22 protein-coding genes are annotated in these 18,027 nt (G+C 34.2%); 13 read left to right on the forward strand and 9 right to left on the reverse strand.

Annotated features, from left to right (window positions below; translation table 11 throughout):
- Nucleotides 1-30: 30 nt before the first annotated feature.
- From I5168_RS09950 to I5168_RS09980, 7 genes are all read left to right on the forward strand, one after another.
- Nucleotides 31-846, forward strand: a complete 816-nt coding sequence (locus I5168_RS09950; RefSeq protein WP_431471664.1) for an alpha/beta hydrolase — start codon at nucleotides 31-33, stop codon at nucleotides 844-846.
- A 230-nt stretch (nucleotides 847-1,076) separates the two neighbouring features.
- Entirely contained in the window at nucleotides 1,077-2,375 is a 1,299-nt protein-coding gene (locus tag I5168_RS09955; protein WP_431471665.1) for a TlpA family protein disulfide reductase, read from the forward strand.
- 214 nt (nucleotides 2,376-2,589) lie between these two features.
- On the forward strand, nucleotides 2,590-2,967 hold the full coding sequence (locus tag I5168_RS09960; RefSeq protein ID WP_338350680.1) for a nuclear transport factor 2 family protein: 378 nt from the start codon (nucleotides 2,590-2,592) through the stop codon (nucleotides 2,965-2,967).
- Between the two features lie 11 nt (nucleotides 2,968-2,978).
- Nucleotides 2,979-3,674, forward strand: a complete 696-nt coding sequence (locus I5168_RS09965) for a hypothetical protein (protein WP_146105008.1) — start codon at nucleotides 2,979-2,981, stop codon at nucleotides 3,672-3,674.
- An 82-nt stretch (nucleotides 3,675-3,756) separates the two neighbouring features.
- Complete coding sequence (locus I5168_RS09970; RefSeq protein ID WP_167342003.1) at nucleotides 3,757-4,083, forward strand: DMT family transporter; 327 nt, start codon at nucleotides 3,757-3,759, stop codon at nucleotides 4,081-4,083.
- Between the two features lie 16 nt (nucleotides 4,084-4,099).
- Nucleotides 4,100-4,384 carry a maltose acetyltransferase domain-containing protein gene (locus I5168_RS09975; RefSeq protein ID WP_431471666.1) on the forward strand — a complete coding sequence of 95 codons (285 nt, stop codon included), beginning with the start codon at nucleotides 4,100-4,102 and terminating at the stop codon, nucleotides 4,382-4,384.
- 164 nt (nucleotides 4,385-4,548) lie between these two features.
- The gene (locus tag I5168_RS09980; RefSeq protein ID WP_431472764.1) at nucleotides 4,549-4,674 is read left to right on the forward strand and encodes a hypothetical protein; all 126 of its coding nucleotides are present in this window, start codon (nucleotides 4,549-4,551) and stop codon (nucleotides 4,672-4,674) included.
- On the opposite strand, the gene I5168_RS09985 is transcribed toward I5168_RS09980, so the two are convergent.
- Nucleotides 4,675-5,064: an acyl-CoA thioesterase gene (locus I5168_RS09985; RefSeq protein ID WP_042280216.1), complete on the reverse strand. Its 390-nt coding sequence runs from the start codon at nucleotides 5,062-5,064 to the stop codon at nucleotides 4,675-4,677. It abuts the gene before it with no gap.
- A 143-nt stretch (nucleotides 5,065-5,207) separates the two neighbouring features.
- On the opposite strand from I5168_RS09985, the gene I5168_RS09990 reads away from it, so the two are divergent.
- Together I5168_RS09990 and I5168_RS09995 are read left to right on the forward strand one after the other, a co-directional pair.
- Nucleotides 5,208-6,020, forward strand: coding sequence for a TrmH family RNA methyltransferase (locus I5168_RS09990; protein WP_431471667.1), 813 nt, complete (start codon nucleotides 5,208-5,210; stop codon nucleotides 6,018-6,020).
- A 2-nt stretch (nucleotides 6,021-6,022) separates the two neighbouring features.
- A complete protein-coding gene (locus I5168_RS09995; protein ID WP_431471668.1) occupies nucleotides 6,023-7,261 on the forward strand; it encodes a M48 family metallopeptidase in 1,239 nt (412 codons plus the stop codon).
- Here the strand turns inward: I5168_RS09995 and I5168_RS10000 are convergent.
- The 4 genes from I5168_RS10000 to I5168_RS10015 all read right to left on the reverse strand — a co-directional run bounded on the left by I5168_RS10000 (nucleotide 7,254) and on the right by I5168_RS10015 (nucleotide 10,531).
- Nucleotides 7,254-8,297 (reverse strand): NAD(P)-dependent alcohol dehydrogenase, encoded by a 1,044-nt coding sequence (locus I5168_RS10000; RefSeq protein WP_431471669.1) that lies wholly within the window; start codon nucleotides 8,295-8,297, stop codon nucleotides 7,254-7,256. The genes I5168_RS09995 and I5168_RS10000 overlap by 8 nt on opposite strands.
- A gap of 54 nt (nucleotides 8,298-8,351) precedes the next feature.
- Nucleotides 8,352-9,449, reverse strand: coding sequence for an alkene reductase (locus tag I5168_RS10005; RefSeq protein ID WP_431471670.1), 1,098 nt, complete (start codon nucleotides 9,447-9,449; stop codon nucleotides 8,352-8,354).
- Nucleotides 9,450-9,578: 129 nt separating this feature from the next.
- The gene (locus I5168_RS10010; protein WP_431471671.1) at nucleotides 9,579-10,007 is read right to left on the reverse strand and encodes an Hsp20/alpha crystallin family protein; all 429 of its coding nucleotides are present in this window, start codon (nucleotides 10,005-10,007) and stop codon (nucleotides 9,579-9,581) included.
- A 113-nt stretch (nucleotides 10,008-10,120) separates the two neighbouring features.
- Nucleotides 10,121-10,531 carry a TerB family tellurite resistance protein gene (locus I5168_RS10015; protein ID WP_060522481.1) on the reverse strand — a complete coding sequence of 137 codons (411 nt, stop codon included), beginning with the start codon at nucleotides 10,529-10,531 and terminating at the stop codon, nucleotides 10,121-10,123.
- Between the two features lie 105 nt (nucleotides 10,532-10,636).
- Between I5168_RS10015 and I5168_RS10020 the strand changes: the two genes are divergently transcribed.
- Nucleotides 10,637-11,917, forward strand: a complete 1,281-nt coding sequence (locus I5168_RS10020) for a DUF2254 domain-containing protein (RefSeq protein ID WP_431471672.1) — start codon at nucleotides 10,637-10,639, stop codon at nucleotides 11,915-11,917.
- Here I5168_RS10020 and I5168_RS10025 read toward each other — a convergent pair.
- The 4 genes from I5168_RS10025 to nadC form a co-directional block, all read right to left on the reverse strand.
- Nucleotides 11,914-12,354, reverse strand: a complete 441-nt coding sequence (locus tag I5168_RS10025) for a DUF2147 domain-containing protein (RefSeq protein WP_105019015.1) — start codon at nucleotides 12,352-12,354, stop codon at nucleotides 11,914-11,916. The genes I5168_RS10020 and I5168_RS10025 overlap by 4 nt on opposite strands.
- A gap of 71 nt (nucleotides 12,355-12,425) precedes the next feature.
- Nucleotides 12,426-12,989, reverse strand: a complete 564-nt coding sequence (locus I5168_RS10030) for a chalcone isomerase family protein (RefSeq protein ID WP_105019014.1) — start codon at nucleotides 12,987-12,989, stop codon at nucleotides 12,426-12,428.
- Nucleotides 12,990-13,017: 28 nt separating this feature from the next.
- A complete protein-coding gene (locus I5168_RS10035; RefSeq protein ID WP_042280198.1) occupies nucleotides 13,018-13,950 on the reverse strand; it encodes a YihY/virulence factor BrkB family protein in 933 nt (310 codons plus the stop codon).
- Entirely contained in the window at nucleotides 13,943-14,809 is an 867-nt protein-coding gene (gene nadC / locus I5168_RS10040; RefSeq protein ID WP_431471673.1) for a carboxylating nicotinate-nucleotide diphosphorylase, read from the reverse strand. The genes I5168_RS10035 and nadC overlap by 8 nt, the downstream gene beginning before the upstream one ends.
- A 76-nt stretch (nucleotides 14,810-14,885) precedes the next feature.
- Between nadC and rlmH the strand changes: the two genes are divergently transcribed.
- The 3 genes from rlmH (at nucleotide 14,886) to I5168_RS10055 (ending at nucleotide 17,983) form a co-directional block, all read left to right on the forward strand.
- The gene (gene rlmH, locus I5168_RS10045) at nucleotides 14,886-15,359 is read left to right on the forward strand and encodes a 23S rRNA (pseudouridine(1915)-N(3))-methyltransferase RlmH (RefSeq protein WP_431471674.1); all 474 of its coding nucleotides are present in this window, start codon (nucleotides 14,886-14,888) and stop codon (nucleotides 15,357-15,359) included.
- A gap of 63 nt (nucleotides 15,360-15,422) precedes the next feature.
- The gene (locus I5168_RS10050; RefSeq protein ID WP_431471675.1) at nucleotides 15,423-17,585 is read left to right on the forward strand and encodes an endonuclease MutS2; all 2,163 of its coding nucleotides are present in this window, start codon (nucleotides 15,423-15,425) and stop codon (nucleotides 17,583-17,585) included.
- Entirely contained in the window at nucleotides 17,585-17,983 is a 399-nt protein-coding gene (locus I5168_RS10055; protein ID WP_105019010.1) for a thiol-disulfide oxidoreductase DCC family protein, read from the forward strand. The genes I5168_RS10050 and I5168_RS10055 overlap by 1 nt, the downstream gene beginning before the upstream one ends.
- The last annotated feature ends 44 nt before the right edge of the window (nucleotides 17,984-18,027 follow it).

Genomic DNA, 18,027 nt, shown 5'->3' on the forward strand with positions numbered 1-18,027 from the left:
TATAATATGGCTATAATAATTATGGGATGTATGGCATTGATTCTTTCTAGCTGTACGTCGCAAAAATCGACTGCATATTCCGAATCTAAATACTTTACTGATTCAATTTATAGTAATTCTTTAAACGAATATCGTAAGCATAATATTTATTTACCTAAAGGGTTCTCGAGTAGCAAAAAATATCCCATCATTTATTCAACAGATGGTTCTAAAATTTCTAAGAATAGCTTTTACAAAAGAACCTTGGACTCTTTGATAAATAATCAAATAATTAAACCAATCATATTTGTCTCAAGTCATTCTAATAAAAAAGTTGCAGATAGCAGCGGCACGCTGGGAAATGGAGATAAAATGTATTTAACCTATAGATATTTTGAATATGTGGAAAAGCAATTCATCGAGGGAAGTCATAATCCTCAACTTTCCAGCAGGTTTACAAATCATTTGAACTATTTTAATTTTGAATTAATACCTTCAGTAGAAAAAGATTTAAACCAAAACCTGACGAAAAACGATAGATATTTTTATGGTGTATCTAACGGTGCTGGTTTTGGAATGAGCATGTTAAACAAGGAACCTAATACAATTGGGACTTACATCTGTTTTTCAATATTTGGAGGAAATATTCAATCCAACATTTGGAACGAGAACGTAAAATATCCTATTCTTTATTCTGAATATGGAAGTGATGAACCGTTTTTCTTGAAAGAAGATGCTGAGTTTTTAAAAACTAAATACGATGAGCTAGACTTGGATGCTTTTATCAACGAATATAATGGTGGTCACGATTACAAAATATGGAATAAAAAATTTATTGAAATTGTTGCTAAGATATTAGCAAAATAAAGAATAGGTTTTTTATTAATTCAAATACTCAAAGTTGGATCATAGGAAAATCCTGATATAATTTCAAATAGGCTTTTTTATCTGGGCCTTGTTGCAATTATGTATTCAAACATATAGGTATATTTGAGAAAACAAAATATTAACTACACTACACTATAGTAGATTTAGCATTAATTGTGAACTTGTTTTAACTTGTGCGTATTGTGTCCCCAAAAAAACAAATTGATTAAATGAAAACAAACATATTCTTTATAGGATTTATCTTGGTTATGATTTCTTGTTCTAAAAAAGAAAAGGCTTCTTCCACAATTGTTGCGAATTTAAGTGTTAGCAAAATTGACAATCCATTCTCTAAATCGATGAGTCCTTTACAATTCGTGGATTCCATCAATAATGAATTTAAAGGGATTAAAGATCAAGATAGCTCGTTTGTTATGTTTTTAAATACTATAAATTATCGTAAGGTCAAAGATGCGATAAAACAAGGAAAAATAAACCAAGAAACAATCGATTCGGCTACTACCAAAATTTATTTATTAAGTGGTTTCAATAAAGGCAAGCAGTTTTATGTGATAGACATTAACAACAATAAGGATTTTAGTGATGATGAAGTAATTGAATTTGAAAAAAATGTTACCGAAAATAAAAAATATCAAGACTTATTTGAAATTAAAAAATTAGAAATAACGAAATTTTCAACAAATAAATTATACAAGCAAAAAAGCTATTTACAATTCTTACCAGCACCAGATTATTTTACATACAAACAAGAAACAGAAGAGGAGAAGTTCATGCATAGTTTGCAATTGGTTGCTTTAAAGCATGATTATTTGTACGGTACGTTCAATGTAAGCGAAGAAGAATTTGGTGTAGGAGTAAATGAAGGGCTTTTTGGTAATGAATTCATTTTTAAAAAATCAGATACCATTTTTTATCCACTTAATCATCAGTTGTTCTCAAAATTTAAGTTGAAAGATACGATAAAGCTTAACGATAAACATTTTAGAATAGACAGTTTGATTGGTAATCCAGCAAGATTAATTATAAATGAATTAAACGATTTAAAACTTGTTTACGGTTTTAACACTAATGAGGTTTCGAAAAATTATACAATCGACGACTTAAATGGTAATTCAACAAACCTCAAAGAATTAGCAAAACAAAAGGGATTTTTATTTCTCGACTTCTGGGGAACTTGGTGCGCTCCGTGTAAGGAACTTACCCCTGAATTGGTGAAATTACATCAACAATACAACAATCAAATACAGTTTGTAAGTTTAGCTTTTGAGTTAGACCCTAAACCTGTAATTGAATATACCGAAAAAAATCAAATGAATTGGTACAATGGAATAATTAGAGGAAAACCAAAATCAGGAGATATGTCATCACCTATTATTGGTGGTTTAAGAGTGGAATGTTTTCCAACTTTTATCATTTTGGACTCTGATTTAAACATACTATATCGAACTTGTGGCGGTGGAGATAATTACGAAGGTTTAAAGGAGTATTTAAGTTCTGAATTTGAATGAAGTTCTTTGTATTAAGATAAACCGTGTCATCCAACAGTTTTTCTTCTATAATTGCTGATTATCAGCAGGCGTTATTGTATTGTATTACGCTTTCGCAATAGCGATATAGAACATCACTCCGCTCCTACTTTTTTATTGAGATATCGCGTTAGGCAGATACAATTGCCAGATGCTAGGTGTTGTACTTTGCTTATCTTTAGATTTAATTACTATTATGGATATTGAGAAAAATAAAGAAAATGCTATCGCTTTTTATAAAATGGCTTATCTAGGCAATCCGAGTAAAGCTGTGGAACTTTATGTAGGCGATACTTACATACAGCACAATCCACATGTGGTTGATGGTACCCAAGGTTTTATTGAATATTTTGAAAGAATGCAACAAGAGTATCCTAATAAAACTATTGAATTTGTACGTTGTATAGGTCAGCATGATCTAGTTGCTTTACACACGCATCAAGTATGGCCTGGTAATGATGAGTACGTGACTATGGATTTTTTTAGGTTTGATAAAGATGGTAAGATTTGTGAACACTGGGATGCTATCCAACAAATACCGGATCAATTGGCTCATTCAAATACGATGTATTAATTAGGTGAACTATGAAATTGAATCTTGTATTTTGTTCTATATGCTTAGTAATAGCTTCTCTAAAAACATCTGTTTTTAATTTTCCTAATGACTTGAAACGTAATAATTTAAAGGGTTCTATTAAAAGTTATACTGAATATTCTTTAAATCATGCTACAAGTACTTCTTTTGAAGATACTTACCACTTTAATGAAGAAGGTTTTGTTACTCACATTGATCATTATAATCACAGATATGTAGAGCAAGATTCTCTAGCACTAGGTGAAATAACCTACTTTGAAAAGGTTAGTAACACGGAGCGAAACTCTAAAACTATCGCCGTGGATGACCGACAAGTTTCTAAAATCAAAAAAGAAGTACTAGTCAATGATAGTACATTACACATTTACACTAAATCTATTACAACTAAGTATGAGCTAAAGACAATTCATACTTGGGATAAAGATTACAAAATCCTTTCCTCTACGACTACTGGTAAAAAATGGAACGATATGAATAATAGCTTGTACTCCAAAGTAGTTTTTTCTTATCGAGACAATCAACTTGTAGAAATGAAGGTAAGTAATGACAGTACACGTCTACCCTTTAAAAAATCCAAAGTAACCGAATCTGGAACTGATGAATTCGGCAATTTTTTAAAGCGAGAATATTTTGATTCAGAGGATGGTTTGCAACACACGGTAACAAGATCCTATGAATATTATTAGTACCGTACCTTCTTTTTGATACTTCTCATTATTAGATTACTTTAATCTACAACCTGTTCGGAATCTATCGTATTTTTAATAAATGAAATGGATAATTTTAATCATCGCAGGATTATTTGAAGTGGCCTTTGCATTTTGTTTAGGTAAAGCCAAAGAATCATCTGGAACCTTAATGTATATGTGGTACGCTGGATTTCTAGTGGCATTATGTGTAAGCATGGGATTGCTTATTAAAGCAACTCAAAGTTTGCCCATAGGTACAGCCTACGCGGTTTGGACTGGTATAGGTGCTGTGGGAACTGTGCTAGTGGGAATATTTGTTTTTAAAGAACCTGTTACCTTTTTACGACTGCTATTTTTGACCACCTTAATTGCATCAATTGTAGGATTGAAAGTAGTTTCTCATTAAAAAACAGCATAAGGCTATGACAGAAAAAGAGAAAATGCTCTCGGGATTACCTTATAACTCGCGGGATCCTGAATTATTAGAACGATATTTTAAGGCTTGTGAATTACTTAGTAAAATCAATACATTAAATCCTCGTTTGATCGAAGAAAAGGCTGAATTAGTCAACGAGTTACTAGGAAACAAAAGTCCTGGTGTTTGGATTGAATCTCCATTTTACTGTGATTATGGCGAAAACATTTCTATCGGTAAAAATACCTTTTTGAATACCAATTGTATGTTTCTAGATGATAATCGTATTTAAATAGGTGATAATTTTTAATAGCACCTTATGTTCAAATTTATACAGCTACACATCCTCTTAAAGCATCGGATCGTATAAAATCAAACGGTTCAAATAGTACTTACATCACCACTACTCAACCTGTCGTAATTGGTAATAATGTATGGATAGGTGGTAATAGCGTTATTTTTCCTGGTGTTACTATAGGTGATAAGGTTACCATAGGCGCCGGTAGTGTAGTCAATAAGGATATTCCCAGTAATGTACTAGCTATGGGAAATCCTTGTAAGATTATTAAAAAATTGGAGTAATTAAGCTTTTAAACGATCCTTAACGTATTCAATTTTGGTTTTTCCATGAGGTTTTGGTGAACCGTCTTCACCTAAATTCACTAGAACAATATTTTCAATTGTAATAATAGTTTCCCTAGTCATTTTATTACGTACCTCACATTTAAGATCTATAGAAGTACGTCCAAATTTGTTAACCTCGAGACCTATCTCAATGATGTCACCAGGTTGAGCACTTGCCGTAAAATTAATTTCACTCATAAACTTAGTGACTACCTTTTGATTTTCCAGCTGAATTATTGCATAGAGAGCAGCCTCTTCATCAATCCATTCTAGTAATCTACCACCGAATAAGGTTCCGTTAGGGTTTAAATCTTCTGGTTTAATCCATTTACGAGTGTGAAAATTCATATGCTTTAATTTGTAGTAAAGTTACATAAAACCACTAGCACGGGTTTTGAATACATGCGGTTGTTGACAAAAGTTTATGCTTAAACGTTTGAGTAGTCACACAGCCAGTTACAATCTCTTATTTTTGCATACATTCTACTTTTATGAAGCACATTACTAGTCCACACAACGCGTTGATACGTCAGGCAGAACAGCTGCAGCGTAAAAGCAAAGCACGTAAAAAGGAACAGCTGTTTCTTATAGAAGGCGCTCGTGAAATCACACTTGCCATTAAAGGTGGTTATCAACTACAAACTCTATTGGTGTGTCCTGAAATATTTAACCAGCAAGAACAAGTTTCCAAGGAATTTGTACAGGCTCAACTTGGCGTGAGTAAGGATGTAGAACTAATAAGCGTAAGTATTGAGGTTTATGAAAAGCTAGCTTATCGCAGCGGTACTGAAGGTTGTATCGCTTTCGCGAAAGCGAAAACATTACAGCTTACTGATCTTAACTTACCAATCAATGCCCTTGTCCTTGTTGCTCAATCTATTGAAAAACCAGGAAACTTAGGCGCTTTACTGCGCACAGCAGATGCCGCTGCGGTTGATGCTGTTCTACTAGCAGATCCTAAATGTGACCTGTATAATCCCAACGTTATACGATCTAGTGTAGGTTGTGCGCTCACTGTACCAATTGCAAGTACTAGCACTAGTGAGATTTGTGAATTTTTAAGAATGAAAGAGATTGATCTATACGCTGCTACTTTACAAACTAGTATTCCATATCATACAGCCAGTTTTAAGAATTCCAGCGCTATTGCTGTAGGAACTGAAGCTACTGGACTTACAGACGAAATGAGAGATGCAGCCAAGGCAAACATCATCATTCCTATGAGTGGTGAGATTGATAGTATGAACGTATCAGTAAGTGCTGCCATTTTATTATTTGAAGCAAAACGTCAAAGAGATTTTTAATCATGACTCCAACAGTTTTATTTTATTGCATAATCGGTATTCTAGTATTTGACTTTTTACTGAATGAGGTTTTGTCCTTTCTTAATTATACTTGGTATTCAAAACCTATACCAGCAGTCCTGTCCGATGTTTATAAACAAGAGGAATACGAGAAGTCACAAGCTTATAAAAAGGAGCGCTTCAAATTTGGTACGTTAAATAGTTTCATTTCTATTGTTGGTATTTTGGTATTTATATTTCTAGATGGATTTGCCCTAGTAGATCAATGGTGTCGTAGTATTACCAATAATGAAACCGTGGTTAGTTTGTTATTTTTTGGGGTGTTGTTTATGGCCAGTGATTTACTTTCTACTCCTCTATCCTATTACAGTACTTTTGTTATTGAAGAAAAATATGGGTTTAATAAAACCACAAAAAAACTATTTTCTCTGGACAAGATAAAAGGCTGGTTTATGACACTAATTCTAGGTGGTGGATTACTTACGGTTCTTATTCTTATTTACAATTGGGCAGATTCAAATTTTTGGTGGTACGCGTGGATCGTCATTTTTATCGTGAGTATATTACTTAATATGTTTTACGCCCGATTGATCGTTCCTATATTCAATAAACAGGCACCTTTGGAACAAGGTAGTTTAAGAGATAAAATATCTGAATATGCCAACCAAGTAGGTTTTGAACTTACTAAAATATTTGTGATTGATGGTAGCAAAAGAAGTACCAAGGCCAATGCTTATTTCAGTGGTTTTGGAAGTGAAAAACGGGTGACCTTATACGATACGTTAATTGATCAATTAACCGAAGAAGAAATAGTGGCTGTTCTTGCACACGAGGTTGGTCACTATAAGAAAAAACATATTTTATACAACCTACTAGCTGGTACGCTTACCACAGGATTTACTCTATACTTATTTTCTCTTGTGGTGGACAGCGATTTGATGGCACGAGCATTGGGTGTTTCAAATTCATCATTTCACATAGGACTAGTAGCCTTTTTCTTGCTGTATTCACCTATATCTATGATTACAAGTATTTTTATGAACATCCTTTCTCGCAAATTTGAATATCAAGCCGACGCTTATGCAGTGCGTACTTATAAAGCAGCGCCTTTAATCACAGGATTAAAGACGCTAACTAAAACTAGTTTAAGTAATTTAACTCCGCATCCGGCTGTAGTGTGGTTTCAATATTCACATCCCAGCCTGCTGCAGCGTATCACTGCCATGCAAAAGATTAATTAAGTGATGCCATATCAATAACAAAACGATATTTGACATCGTTTTTTTGAACGCGTTCAAAAGCAGTATTTATTTCATTGATATCAATCATTTCTACATCGCTAGTAATATTGTGTTCTGCACAGAAATCAAGCATTTCTTGAGTCTCCGCAATTCCTCCTATTAAGCTACCTACAATACGTTTACGTCTTAAAATAAGGTTACCACCGTGGAAAGGTTCTAGCGGTTCTATGGCACCTACTAAACATACTGTTCCGTCTGGTTTAAGCACTTGTAAGTACGGATTTAAATCGTGACCTACAGGAATAGTATTTAAAATGAAGTCAAAAGTCCCAAAATGTTTTTTCATGTCCTCATCGTCCTTTGATATAATAACACCATCGGCACCTAATCGTTTTGCATCTTGTGCTTTTTCTGGTGAAGTGGTAATCATATAGGTCTCGGCGCCTAGAGCATGAGCAAACTTAATTCCCATGTGTCCTAATCCACCTAATCCTACAACTCCTACTTTATCTCCTTTCTTTACATTCCAATGACGCAAAGGAGAATAGGTAGTAATTCCAGCACAAAGTAGTGGTGCTACTGCTTTAGTATCCAATTTCTCTGAAACACTCAATACAAATTCCTCTCTTACGACAATGTGAGTAGAGTAACCGCCAAAGGTGTGTCCACCCAAGTGTTTATCCTTACTATTGTAGGTACTGGTGCTACCGTTTTCACAAAAATGTTCCATATCATCATTACATTGAGAACATTCTTGACAACTATCCACCATACAGCCTACTCCTACTAGATCACCTGCTTTGTATTTACTTACTTCAGCTCCTACTTCTTCTACTCTTCCTATGATCTCATGGCCAGGTACGATAGGATATTTTGCGTTACCCCAGTCGTTATTTTTGGCGTGAATATCGCTGTGGCATACACCACAATAAATGATTTTAATTTTAACGTCATTACTAAGTAATTCACGTCGTTCTATAGTTAAAGGTTCTAAATCTTTATCTGATGCGTGAGCACCATATGCTTGTACTTTCATAAAAATGTTTAAAGGATTTACGCTTTCGCGAAAGCGCAAAAATAAAATCAATAATTAGGATATAGGCTCCATTTTAGGATAATCTAGATAACCTTCTTTCCCTGGAGTATAAAGAGTATCCTGATCAACCTCATTCAAATCGGCATCCTGTTTAAATCGTTCCACCAAATCGGGATTTGCAACAAATGGACGTCCAAAGGCAATCATATCGGCTTTTTCATTAGTAAGATCCTTAATGGCGGTTGACTTGTCGTATCCGCCACAAAGAATATTTATTCCCTCAAATTTAGATTGCAGGCTTGTACGTATATCTTCAGGTAGAGGATTTGCTCCCATTGCCTGATGATCCAGTAAATGAAGGTAAAGTAGATTCAAAGAATTGAATTGTGATACCAGGTATTCAAAGTCTTGTTTTTGAGATTCCCAAGGACCTACATCATTCATGACCCCATTAGGACTTAAACGCACTCCTACACGATCTGCTCCTATAGCAGCTACGGTTCTTTTGGCAATTTCAAGAATTACCTTACTTCGGTTTTCGACACTACCGCCGTACTCATCCTCTCGTTTATTAGAGGCTGGATTAAAAAACTGTTCTAGTAAATACCCATTTGCTCCGTGAATTTCTACACCGTCAAAATCGGCAGCGATAGCATTTTGAGCAGCTTGAACAAACTCTTCAATTACTTGTTCTATATCGCTTGAGGTCATTTCATTAGGTACTGGTATTTCTAGCTCGCCCTTACCATCTACCCACATTTTTGTGTTTTCTGGAGCAATAGCACTAGGCGCTACAATTTTTGCATCATTGGGCATGTTATCTGGATGAGACACACGTCCTGTGTGCATGATTTGCAAAAATATTTTTCCTCCATTAGCATGCACTGCCTTAGTCACGGCACGCCATGCATCAATTTGTTGATCGTTATAAATTCCAGGTATTCGTGCATAGCCTACTCCATTAGGAGATGGAGATGTTCCTTCAGTAATCAATAAACCTGCAGATGCTCTTTCGCCGTAATAGGCAGCCATTATAGGTGTAGGAATGTGATCCTCGGTAGCACGACTACGAGTCATTGGTGCCATCACTATTCTATTTTTAAAGTCTTGTGCGCTGGTTATTTTGCTGTAAAGTATATCACTACTACTCATATTCTTGTTTTAGGTTAAAGATAGTTGGCGTGTATTCTAGGTTCACCCAACTAGACGTTAAACTGATGCTAGTTCTATGTTAAAAAAAAGCCAGCAATACTGCTGGCTTTAAGCTACATCTTGATTTGGTTACTTTAAAGTAATCATTCTTTTAGGCTGTGGTAAGGCTTCTTCTTTTTTAGGTAAACTTATATTAAGAATACCGTTTTCATAATTAGCCTCAATGCGATCTTGATTTACTGTTTCTGGTAAATTAAAACTGCGCTTAAAAGATTTTTTAGAAAACTCTTTACGAGTGAATTGTTCTGTTTTTTCTTCTTTTGAAGTTTCAACTTCTGATTGAATAGTCAAGACATCCTGATCGATTTCAATGTTTACATCTTCCTTTTTAAATCCAGGAATACTCATTTCTAGTGAAAAAGCATTATCTGCTTCAATTACATTAACAGCAGGAATAAATGGCTTTTCATTAATAATACTACCACCATTAAAATCTTGATTAAACATTTCATCAATTAAAGATGGTAACCAGTTGTTAGTTCTTTTTGTAAGTGTCATATTTCAATTTTTTATTTATTCAACTTATTTGACCTGTAATAGGCAAATTGAATACCAATTGAAAAATAAGACAAAAAGACAGTTTTAAGCTGTTTTGAAATGACATTATGACATTAGTTATAGTCTCTTGAGTGTATTTCTATGAGTTCACTTGCAGGAATGTCACCATTTGGATAGCGTTCCATCATTCTAAGTAAGGTGTCAATCGTCGACTTTCTAAACCCATAAGTAAGGCCTAGTTCATATAGAAATTGTAATTCTTTATCATCGACGTGACCATCAATATACATCATGATCATAAGACGATGAAAATGTACAATGCGTTGTGTAAAATCCTTAGGAGGTTTTTCAATTTGAGCAGATGGATTTTTAATCATGTCTACAACATCAACTTCTTCAAATCCTAGTCTTTTACCTACATTAAGGACAAAAGAGATTTCTTTACTATCTAATTTTCCGTCTCGATGAGCCATCAAGATAAGTTGGTTAAGTAAGTCTTTTTTAAGTGTTGTAGAATCGCCCATAATTTCTTTGTGTGGTAGCAAGGTATTAATTATTTGTGAAATATAATATGCATTAGCATAGCATTAACCTAGCTTAATCTAAAACCGACCTACATTTATAATCATATGAAAAAATTATTTACCAAGGTTAATTCGTTTTATAATATTTTGACCGGTAGTATAGCCTTCTATCCTACCTTTTATTCTATACTGGCTATTTTTCTGGCTTTCTTTATGAAATATATTGAAACGGTAGATGCTTCTAAACAATTGATAGAATGGTTTCCTGGATTAGAAATAACTGATGTTGATACAGCTCGTAATTTACTTACTACCTTAATAGCTGGTGGAATAAGTATGCTAGTTTTCACCTTTAACATGGTGATGCTTCTACTCAGTCAGGCTGCGGCAAATTATTCTCCGCGTGTATTACCTAGTTTGATCTCTAATAGAAAGCATCAATTGATACTAGGAGCTTTTTTAGGAAGTATATTATACAACATTATTACTTTAATTGGGATTGATGAACCTACACAAAATCAGACTATTCCTATTTTAAGTGTTTTACTAGGCTTAACAGCAGCTATTATTTCGCTTGCGGCATTCGTATTTTTTATTCATAACATTTCTTCTAATATTCAGATAAATAATATTTTGAAAAATGTGTTTTCCAAAGCATTAAAACGTTTGAATAAAGTAATCGATTCTAATTACAAGGATGGTTCATTTTCTAACACCGATGATTGGATCACATTTAAAGCAAAAAACAGCGGTACGCTGCAAAATATTAGTATTTCGGGTCTCCAAAAGATAGCTAATGAGCAAGATATCAAGATTAAGCTTTTACAGATAAAAGGTACTTACCTACTCGCTAATAGTCCCTTGTTTAAAATTAATAAAGATATAGACGAAAAAGTTACAGACGAGATTCAGGAGTATTTTTTATTTAGAGAACCTGAATTGGTAAGTGACAATTATGTTTTAGGTTTTAAGCAAATTACAGAAATTGCGGTAAAAGCTATGTCACCTGGAATTAATGATCCAGGAACTGCTATTAATGCGATCAATTATCTAACACAGCTTTTTTGTGTAAGAATGAATAAACCAGATCTAGAACTATTAATTGAAGACGACAAGGAGTTAATTGAAATAAAAACGGTTTCTTTTGAAGAGCTTATTTATACTACTTGTGCAGCGCTGCGTACTTATTCTAGAAATGATGTAATAGTTTCCTTGAAAATGATGTCCATGTATGAACAATTGCTTCAAAATCCAGCTTCTAAGGAAGATTATTATAAGAGTATTCATAAGCAAGCAGAGCTTCTCATGCACGACTGTAAAGAACATATAGAGAATACAGGCGATCTTGAAAAGCTCCAGAATTTATATGAGAAAATTGTCTCCTAGAGTCTTTCCCAAGTTTGAGTTCTATATAAGAATAAAATGTAACCACGCACATTTAGTTTGTTCTCATCCTCTTCATCTAGCCAAAGTTTTGCTTTATAGGTTTTTCCATTTTCTGGATCTAGGATAGTACCATCTTCATATTCATCATCCTCCTTTTCAAAATTCTTTAATATCTCTAATCCAATGATAGGTGCATCTTTTAACTCACCATCACAATTCTCACACAATGGTTTAGCAGGAGCATCTGGATCAAGAATCTTTACTACTTTGCCATAATACTTATTACCTTTTTTATAGATTTCTACATGGGATTTGACGATTCCTGTTTTATCGTCTATCGTTTTCCAAGTTCCAGTAATATCTTTTTCTTGAGCACTTACTTGCAAGACATTGAAAAAGCTCGTTAGTGATAACAACAGTACAAATGCGTATTTCATAGTTTTAATTTTTAAAAAAAAAAAAGCTGTCTCAAATAGAGACAGCTGGAATATACAATAAGGTTGATGGATTACAATCCTAATAAACCTTCTTTTAACTCTTCATCTGCTGGATAATCACCTAACCAAATTCCAAATAATCCTTTTTTAAAGTCTAATCCTGGAATGGTACCTAGCTCTTTACCATTTTTTGAAACTTTAGTTCCTTCACCTGGAATGTAAAACAATACAAACTCATCACCTTTTACGATTTCTTCATTAAAGAGAGCGATAAATTTTTCAATTTTACCTGAAAGGGCCTTGTATTCCTTACTAGAACAACTGTTCTCAAAACCTTCTTCTATAGAACTTATCATGTTATCTTGAGTTACTAATTTACTCACGATATCTAATGTGATTGCCATTGATTGATCAGAACTTGTAAGTGTCTCACCGTCATCGCTTTTTTCAGTTACATAAAGTCCACCTACATAAAGGTCGATAAACACTTTTTCTCTTAAACCAGCACCGTTTAAGGTAAGTTCCTTACCGTACTTAGAAAGAGAACCTTCTACTTCAACTCCTTCTACAGTTTGTTGTGCTTGAGCAGTAAAGGTCATGAAAGCCGCAGCTAAAATAAAAATGTATTTTTTCATTGTATTTTGTTTAATGTGTTACAATATACTAAGTGTTATTCAAATTCCGTGCCTTTAACGATCTTAGAGATGCATTTAATTCAAAACCAACAAGTAAAAGATTGGAATTCAGCCAGATATAAACCATTAAAATAATTATAGCTCCTATCGAACCATAAATTTCGTTGTAGGTAGCAAAGTTTTCTAGATAGATACCATATAAATAAGAGGCCGCGAGAATCAAAACTGTAGTTACCGTCGCGCCTATAGAAAAGAACCTGGTTTGTCTACCAGTTTTAGTACCAGCATAGTATAAAGTTGCTATAAATACATATAGCATGAATATTAAAGTTGCATATCTAATAAGTTGTAACCACACACTACTGCTACTTTCTGATACATATTCCCTAGCTTGTAGTTCACTTAAAAAATATTCCACTGCGATGGTTAAAACAACACCTACAAATAAAAACAACACAAGCATGATGGAAACCAGTAAAGACACTGCATATTGCCTAAAGAAACCTCGATTCAAAACCGAATGATAACTGCGCTCAAAACCATCAAAAATGGCATTTACACCATTTGTCATAAAAATTAAGGAAGAGAAAAAAGCTATCGTCAATAAGCCTGTATTTTCTTTTAAAGCGATTTCGGTAAAAATCCCATCAAAAGCACCAGCTGCTTGATAAGGCAATAAATCATTCAAAAATCTAATTACGTCTTCTTGAAAATTATTAATAGGTACAAAGGGTATCAGGTTAAGGATAAATAGTACAAAAGGAAAAATGGCCATAAAAAAACTATAACTAATAGAACTAGCACGTGCGCTAAAAGCCCCATTAGTTATTCCTTCGGCATAGGTTTCCCATAAATCCCACGCAGTCATTCCTTCAAAACCAGGAAGATGTATAGAATCTGCCTTATCAATCAGTTTCTTTAAAAAGGGAAAGCGTTGAACTATTTTAACCTTTTTACTCATGCATTGCTTTCAGGCTCAAATCCATATTATAGACGCTGTGAGTAAGTGAACCACTAGAGATAAAATCGACTCCACAATCTGCATAGTTTTTTGCAGTATCAAGGGTTATTCCACCACTACTCTCAGTTAAACATTTGTCGCCTATAAGGGCTACGGCCTTTTTAGTGTTTTTGTAATTAAAATTATCAATTAAAATACGATATACACCATCAACACTTAAGATTTTTTCAATTTCTTCTAGACTTCTGGCTTCAACAATAATTTTAAGATCCTTCTTGGTATCTTTTAGGTATTGTTTAGTTTTTTCAATAGCTTCTACTACTCCACCAGCAAAATCAATATGATTATCCTTTAACATGATCATATCGTAGAGACCAAATCTATGATTAACGCCACCACCTATATCAACTGCCCATTTTTCAAGAGCTCTTATTCCAGGAGTGGTTTTTCTAGTATCCAGTATTTTGGTATTTGTTCCCTTAAGAACATCTACAAATTTTCTGGTTTTTGTAGCGATGGCACTCATTCTTTGCATGGCGTTAAGCACTAGTCTTTCGGCCTTTAGAATAGACTGTGATGAACCCGATACATAGAATGCTTCATCACCATACTTAACAGTATCACCGTCTTTCATTAAAAATTCTACTTTTAAATCGGGATCTACTTGTTGAAATACCGCTTTCGCGAAAGCGAGACCAGCAATTACACCATTATCCTTTACGAGTAAACGAGCCTTGCCAGTTGCAGTACTGGGAATACAGGATAGACTTGAGTGATCACCATCACCTACATCCTCACGCAAAGCATTGGTAATAATACGTGTGAGTTCATCTTGAAATTCCTGACTATTATAATTCATAATATGGTTTAAAGTTCAAAAATACGGTTTTAGAAACATTGTGACGAATATGAAGCTACCTCCTTACTTTTGCACTATGAAAATTACGCTCCTTGCCGTTGGTAAAACCGATGATAATCGTATTGCAGATTTGATAGACGTGTATCAAAAACGCCTACAACACTATGTGAATTTTGAAATGGAAGTTATACCAGATCTCAAAAACACAAAAAATATGAGTATCGAACACCAAAAAAATGAAGAAGGAAAGTTGATATTGAATAAGATTGACAAAAGCGATTTTGTCACCTTATTAGATGAAAAAGGAAAAAGCTACTCCAGTAGTCAGTTTGCTCAATTAATAAATAAACGTAGTGTTTCTGGATTAAAACGTTTGATCTTTATCATAGGTGGTCCCTATGGTTTTTCTCAAGAAGTGTATGAACGAGGTCAATCTAAATTATCCTTGAGCGCCATGACCTTTTCACATCAAATGGTACGATTATTTGCTGTAGAACAAATCTATCGAGCGTTTACCATTCTACGTAATGAGCCCTACCATCACGAGTAATGATAATTTTATCAAAAATCCCGACTTAAGTATGGCGAGCAGCGTATTTTTGTCTAAGGATTTATGAGTAAGATATCACAGAAAACACTAGAAGATTTAGAATTTCCGTCAGTTTTAAAACAGCTGGCAGCAAATTGTGTGACCGATGACGGTAAGGAACAAGCCTTACTTCAAAAACCACATGTAAATAAAAATGCAGTGCTTACTGCTTTAAACCACACTAATGAGTATGTGGCGTCCTACTCTAGTGAATATCAAATTCCAAATCATGGATTTGATCCTATTGAACGAGAATTACTACTTTTAGGTATAGAAAACAGTACGCTAGAGAAAGAAGGTGTACGCAAACTAGCCTCGTTACCCAAAACGATTAATGAGCATCATAAGTTTTTTAGAAAAACGGTTGAGCATTTCCCGTCTTTAAGTGAACGATTAGAAGGTATACCCTATAACGAACTGATTCCTGCTCGTGTGGATGATGTTATTGATAAATATGGTGAAATTAAAGATGATGCGTCACCAGATTTAAGGAACATTAGACGTTCTATGAATGCCGTGCGTGGACAATTGAATGGAAGTTTTGGACAAGCGCTAGCCCATTATGGTCAGCTAGGATATCTAGATGACATTAAGGAAACCGTTATGGAAAACCGCAGGGTTCTAGCAGTTAGAGCTATGTACCGTCGTAAGGTAAAGGGTAAGGTAATGGGTAGTTCTAAAACGGGTAGCATTGCCTATATAGAACCAGAACGCGTATTAAATCTAAGTAGACAACTTGCAGAGCTCGAGATAGAAGAAAAGGACGAAATTAAACGTATTCTTAAAGAACTTACCGACTTCTTAAGGCCTTTTATCCCAGATTTTGAAACCTATAGAGATTATTTAATTCATACTGATATCATTAGTGGTAAGGCTAGATATGCCCAAAAAATACAAGGTATTTTACCCATGATGGTTAATCATCGTGAATTAGAACTGGTTGATGCCTACCACCCTTTATTGTTGGTTGCAAATCAGGCTCGTGGAGAAAAGACCTATCCACAAACTATAAAATTAGATAAGGATAATCGTATCATAGTAATTTCTGGACCTAATGCTGGTGGTAAATCCATCACATTAAAAACAGTAGGATTATTACAAGTAATGATTCAAACAGGAATGTTGATACCCGTTCATGAAAAAAGCAGAGTTTGCCTATTCAAGAAAATACTTTCTGATATAGGAGATAATCAAAGTATAGACAACCACTTGAGTACTTACAGTTATCGACTTAAGAACATGCGTGGTTTTCTAAAAACAGCCGATGAAAACACCTTATTCCTCATAGATGAATTTGGAACAGGATCAGATCCAGAATTAGGAGGAGCACTAGCTGAAAGTATGTTAGAAGAATTGCACAGCCGTTCTTCCTATGGAATCATTACAACACACTATACTAATCTAAAAATGCTGGCAAATGAGGTTCCAGAAATGAGCAATGCCAATATGTTGTTTGACTCTCGATCCTTGCAACCTGTTTATCAACTGCAAATGGGTGAAGCAGGTAGCTCGTTCACATTTGAGGTGGCGCAAAAGAATGGTATTCCTTATAGCTTAATTAATAAAGCTAAAAAGAAAGTCGAACGAGGTAAAATACGCTTTGATAAGTCCATTGCAGCCCTGCAAAAAGAACGTTCTCATTTAAGACGTAATAATGAGAATTTAAGGGACAAAGAGATCGAAGCTACCAAAAAGGCTAATAAACTAGAAGTTACTCAAGAAAGAGTACAGCAAAAACTTCAGGACTTTCAAGAATTGTATGATAATTACCAGCGTTTCATTCAATTAGGTAAAAAATTTGATCAACTTGCTGCAACTTTTAATAAAGATAAAAAGAAAAAGAAACTGCAGGAAGAACTTATGAAACTGGTGATTACAGAAAATGTAAAACATCGCCCTGCTCAAAAGAAAAAACCAGCAAACAAAACTCAAAAATCTAGAGATAAACAGATTGAAAATGAAGTTATTCAAAAGGTTCAAAAAATAAGAAGTCAAAAAGTAAAAGAACGTGTAAATAATGTGACACCACCACAACCTAAGGTGGAACTTAAACTTAATGACAAAGTAAGGCTACTCGATTCAAAATCTGTTGGTACGATTGATAGTATTGAAAAAGGTAAAGCTATCGTAAATTATGGATTGTTCACTACTCAAGTAGACCTAGAAAAATTAGAGAAGGTAAAATAATGCAAGACAAAAAAATCATTTTATTTGATGGTGTTTGTAACCTGTGTAATGGTGCTGTTGTCTTTATTATAAAGCGCGATAAAAAAGATGTTTTTAGATTTGCTGCCTTGCAAAGTGAGATAGGAGAAAAGTTATTGAGAAAACATCAAATAGATCCAGAAAAAACCGATTCTATTATTTTGGTTGATGATAATAACGCTTTCGCGAAAGCGGGAGCAGCATTACGCATTGCTCAACAATTATCTGGACTGTGGCCAGCACTCGCTATTCTAAGAATCGTTCCTAGATTTATATCCAACGCAGTTTATGACTGGATTGCCTCAAATAGATATCAATGGTTCGGTAAAAAAGAAAGTTGCATGATTCCAACACCAGAACTTAAAGCTAAGTTTTTATAGCAAAAACCAAAAGAGTTTCAAAACAGTTACTATATTTAACAAAT

The organism is Nonlabens sp. SCSIO 43208 (assembly GCF_050703575.1).
Taxonomy (GTDB): domain Bacteria; phylum Bacteroidota; class Bacteroidia; order Flavobacteriales; family Flavobacteriaceae; genus Nonlabens; species Nonlabens tegetincola.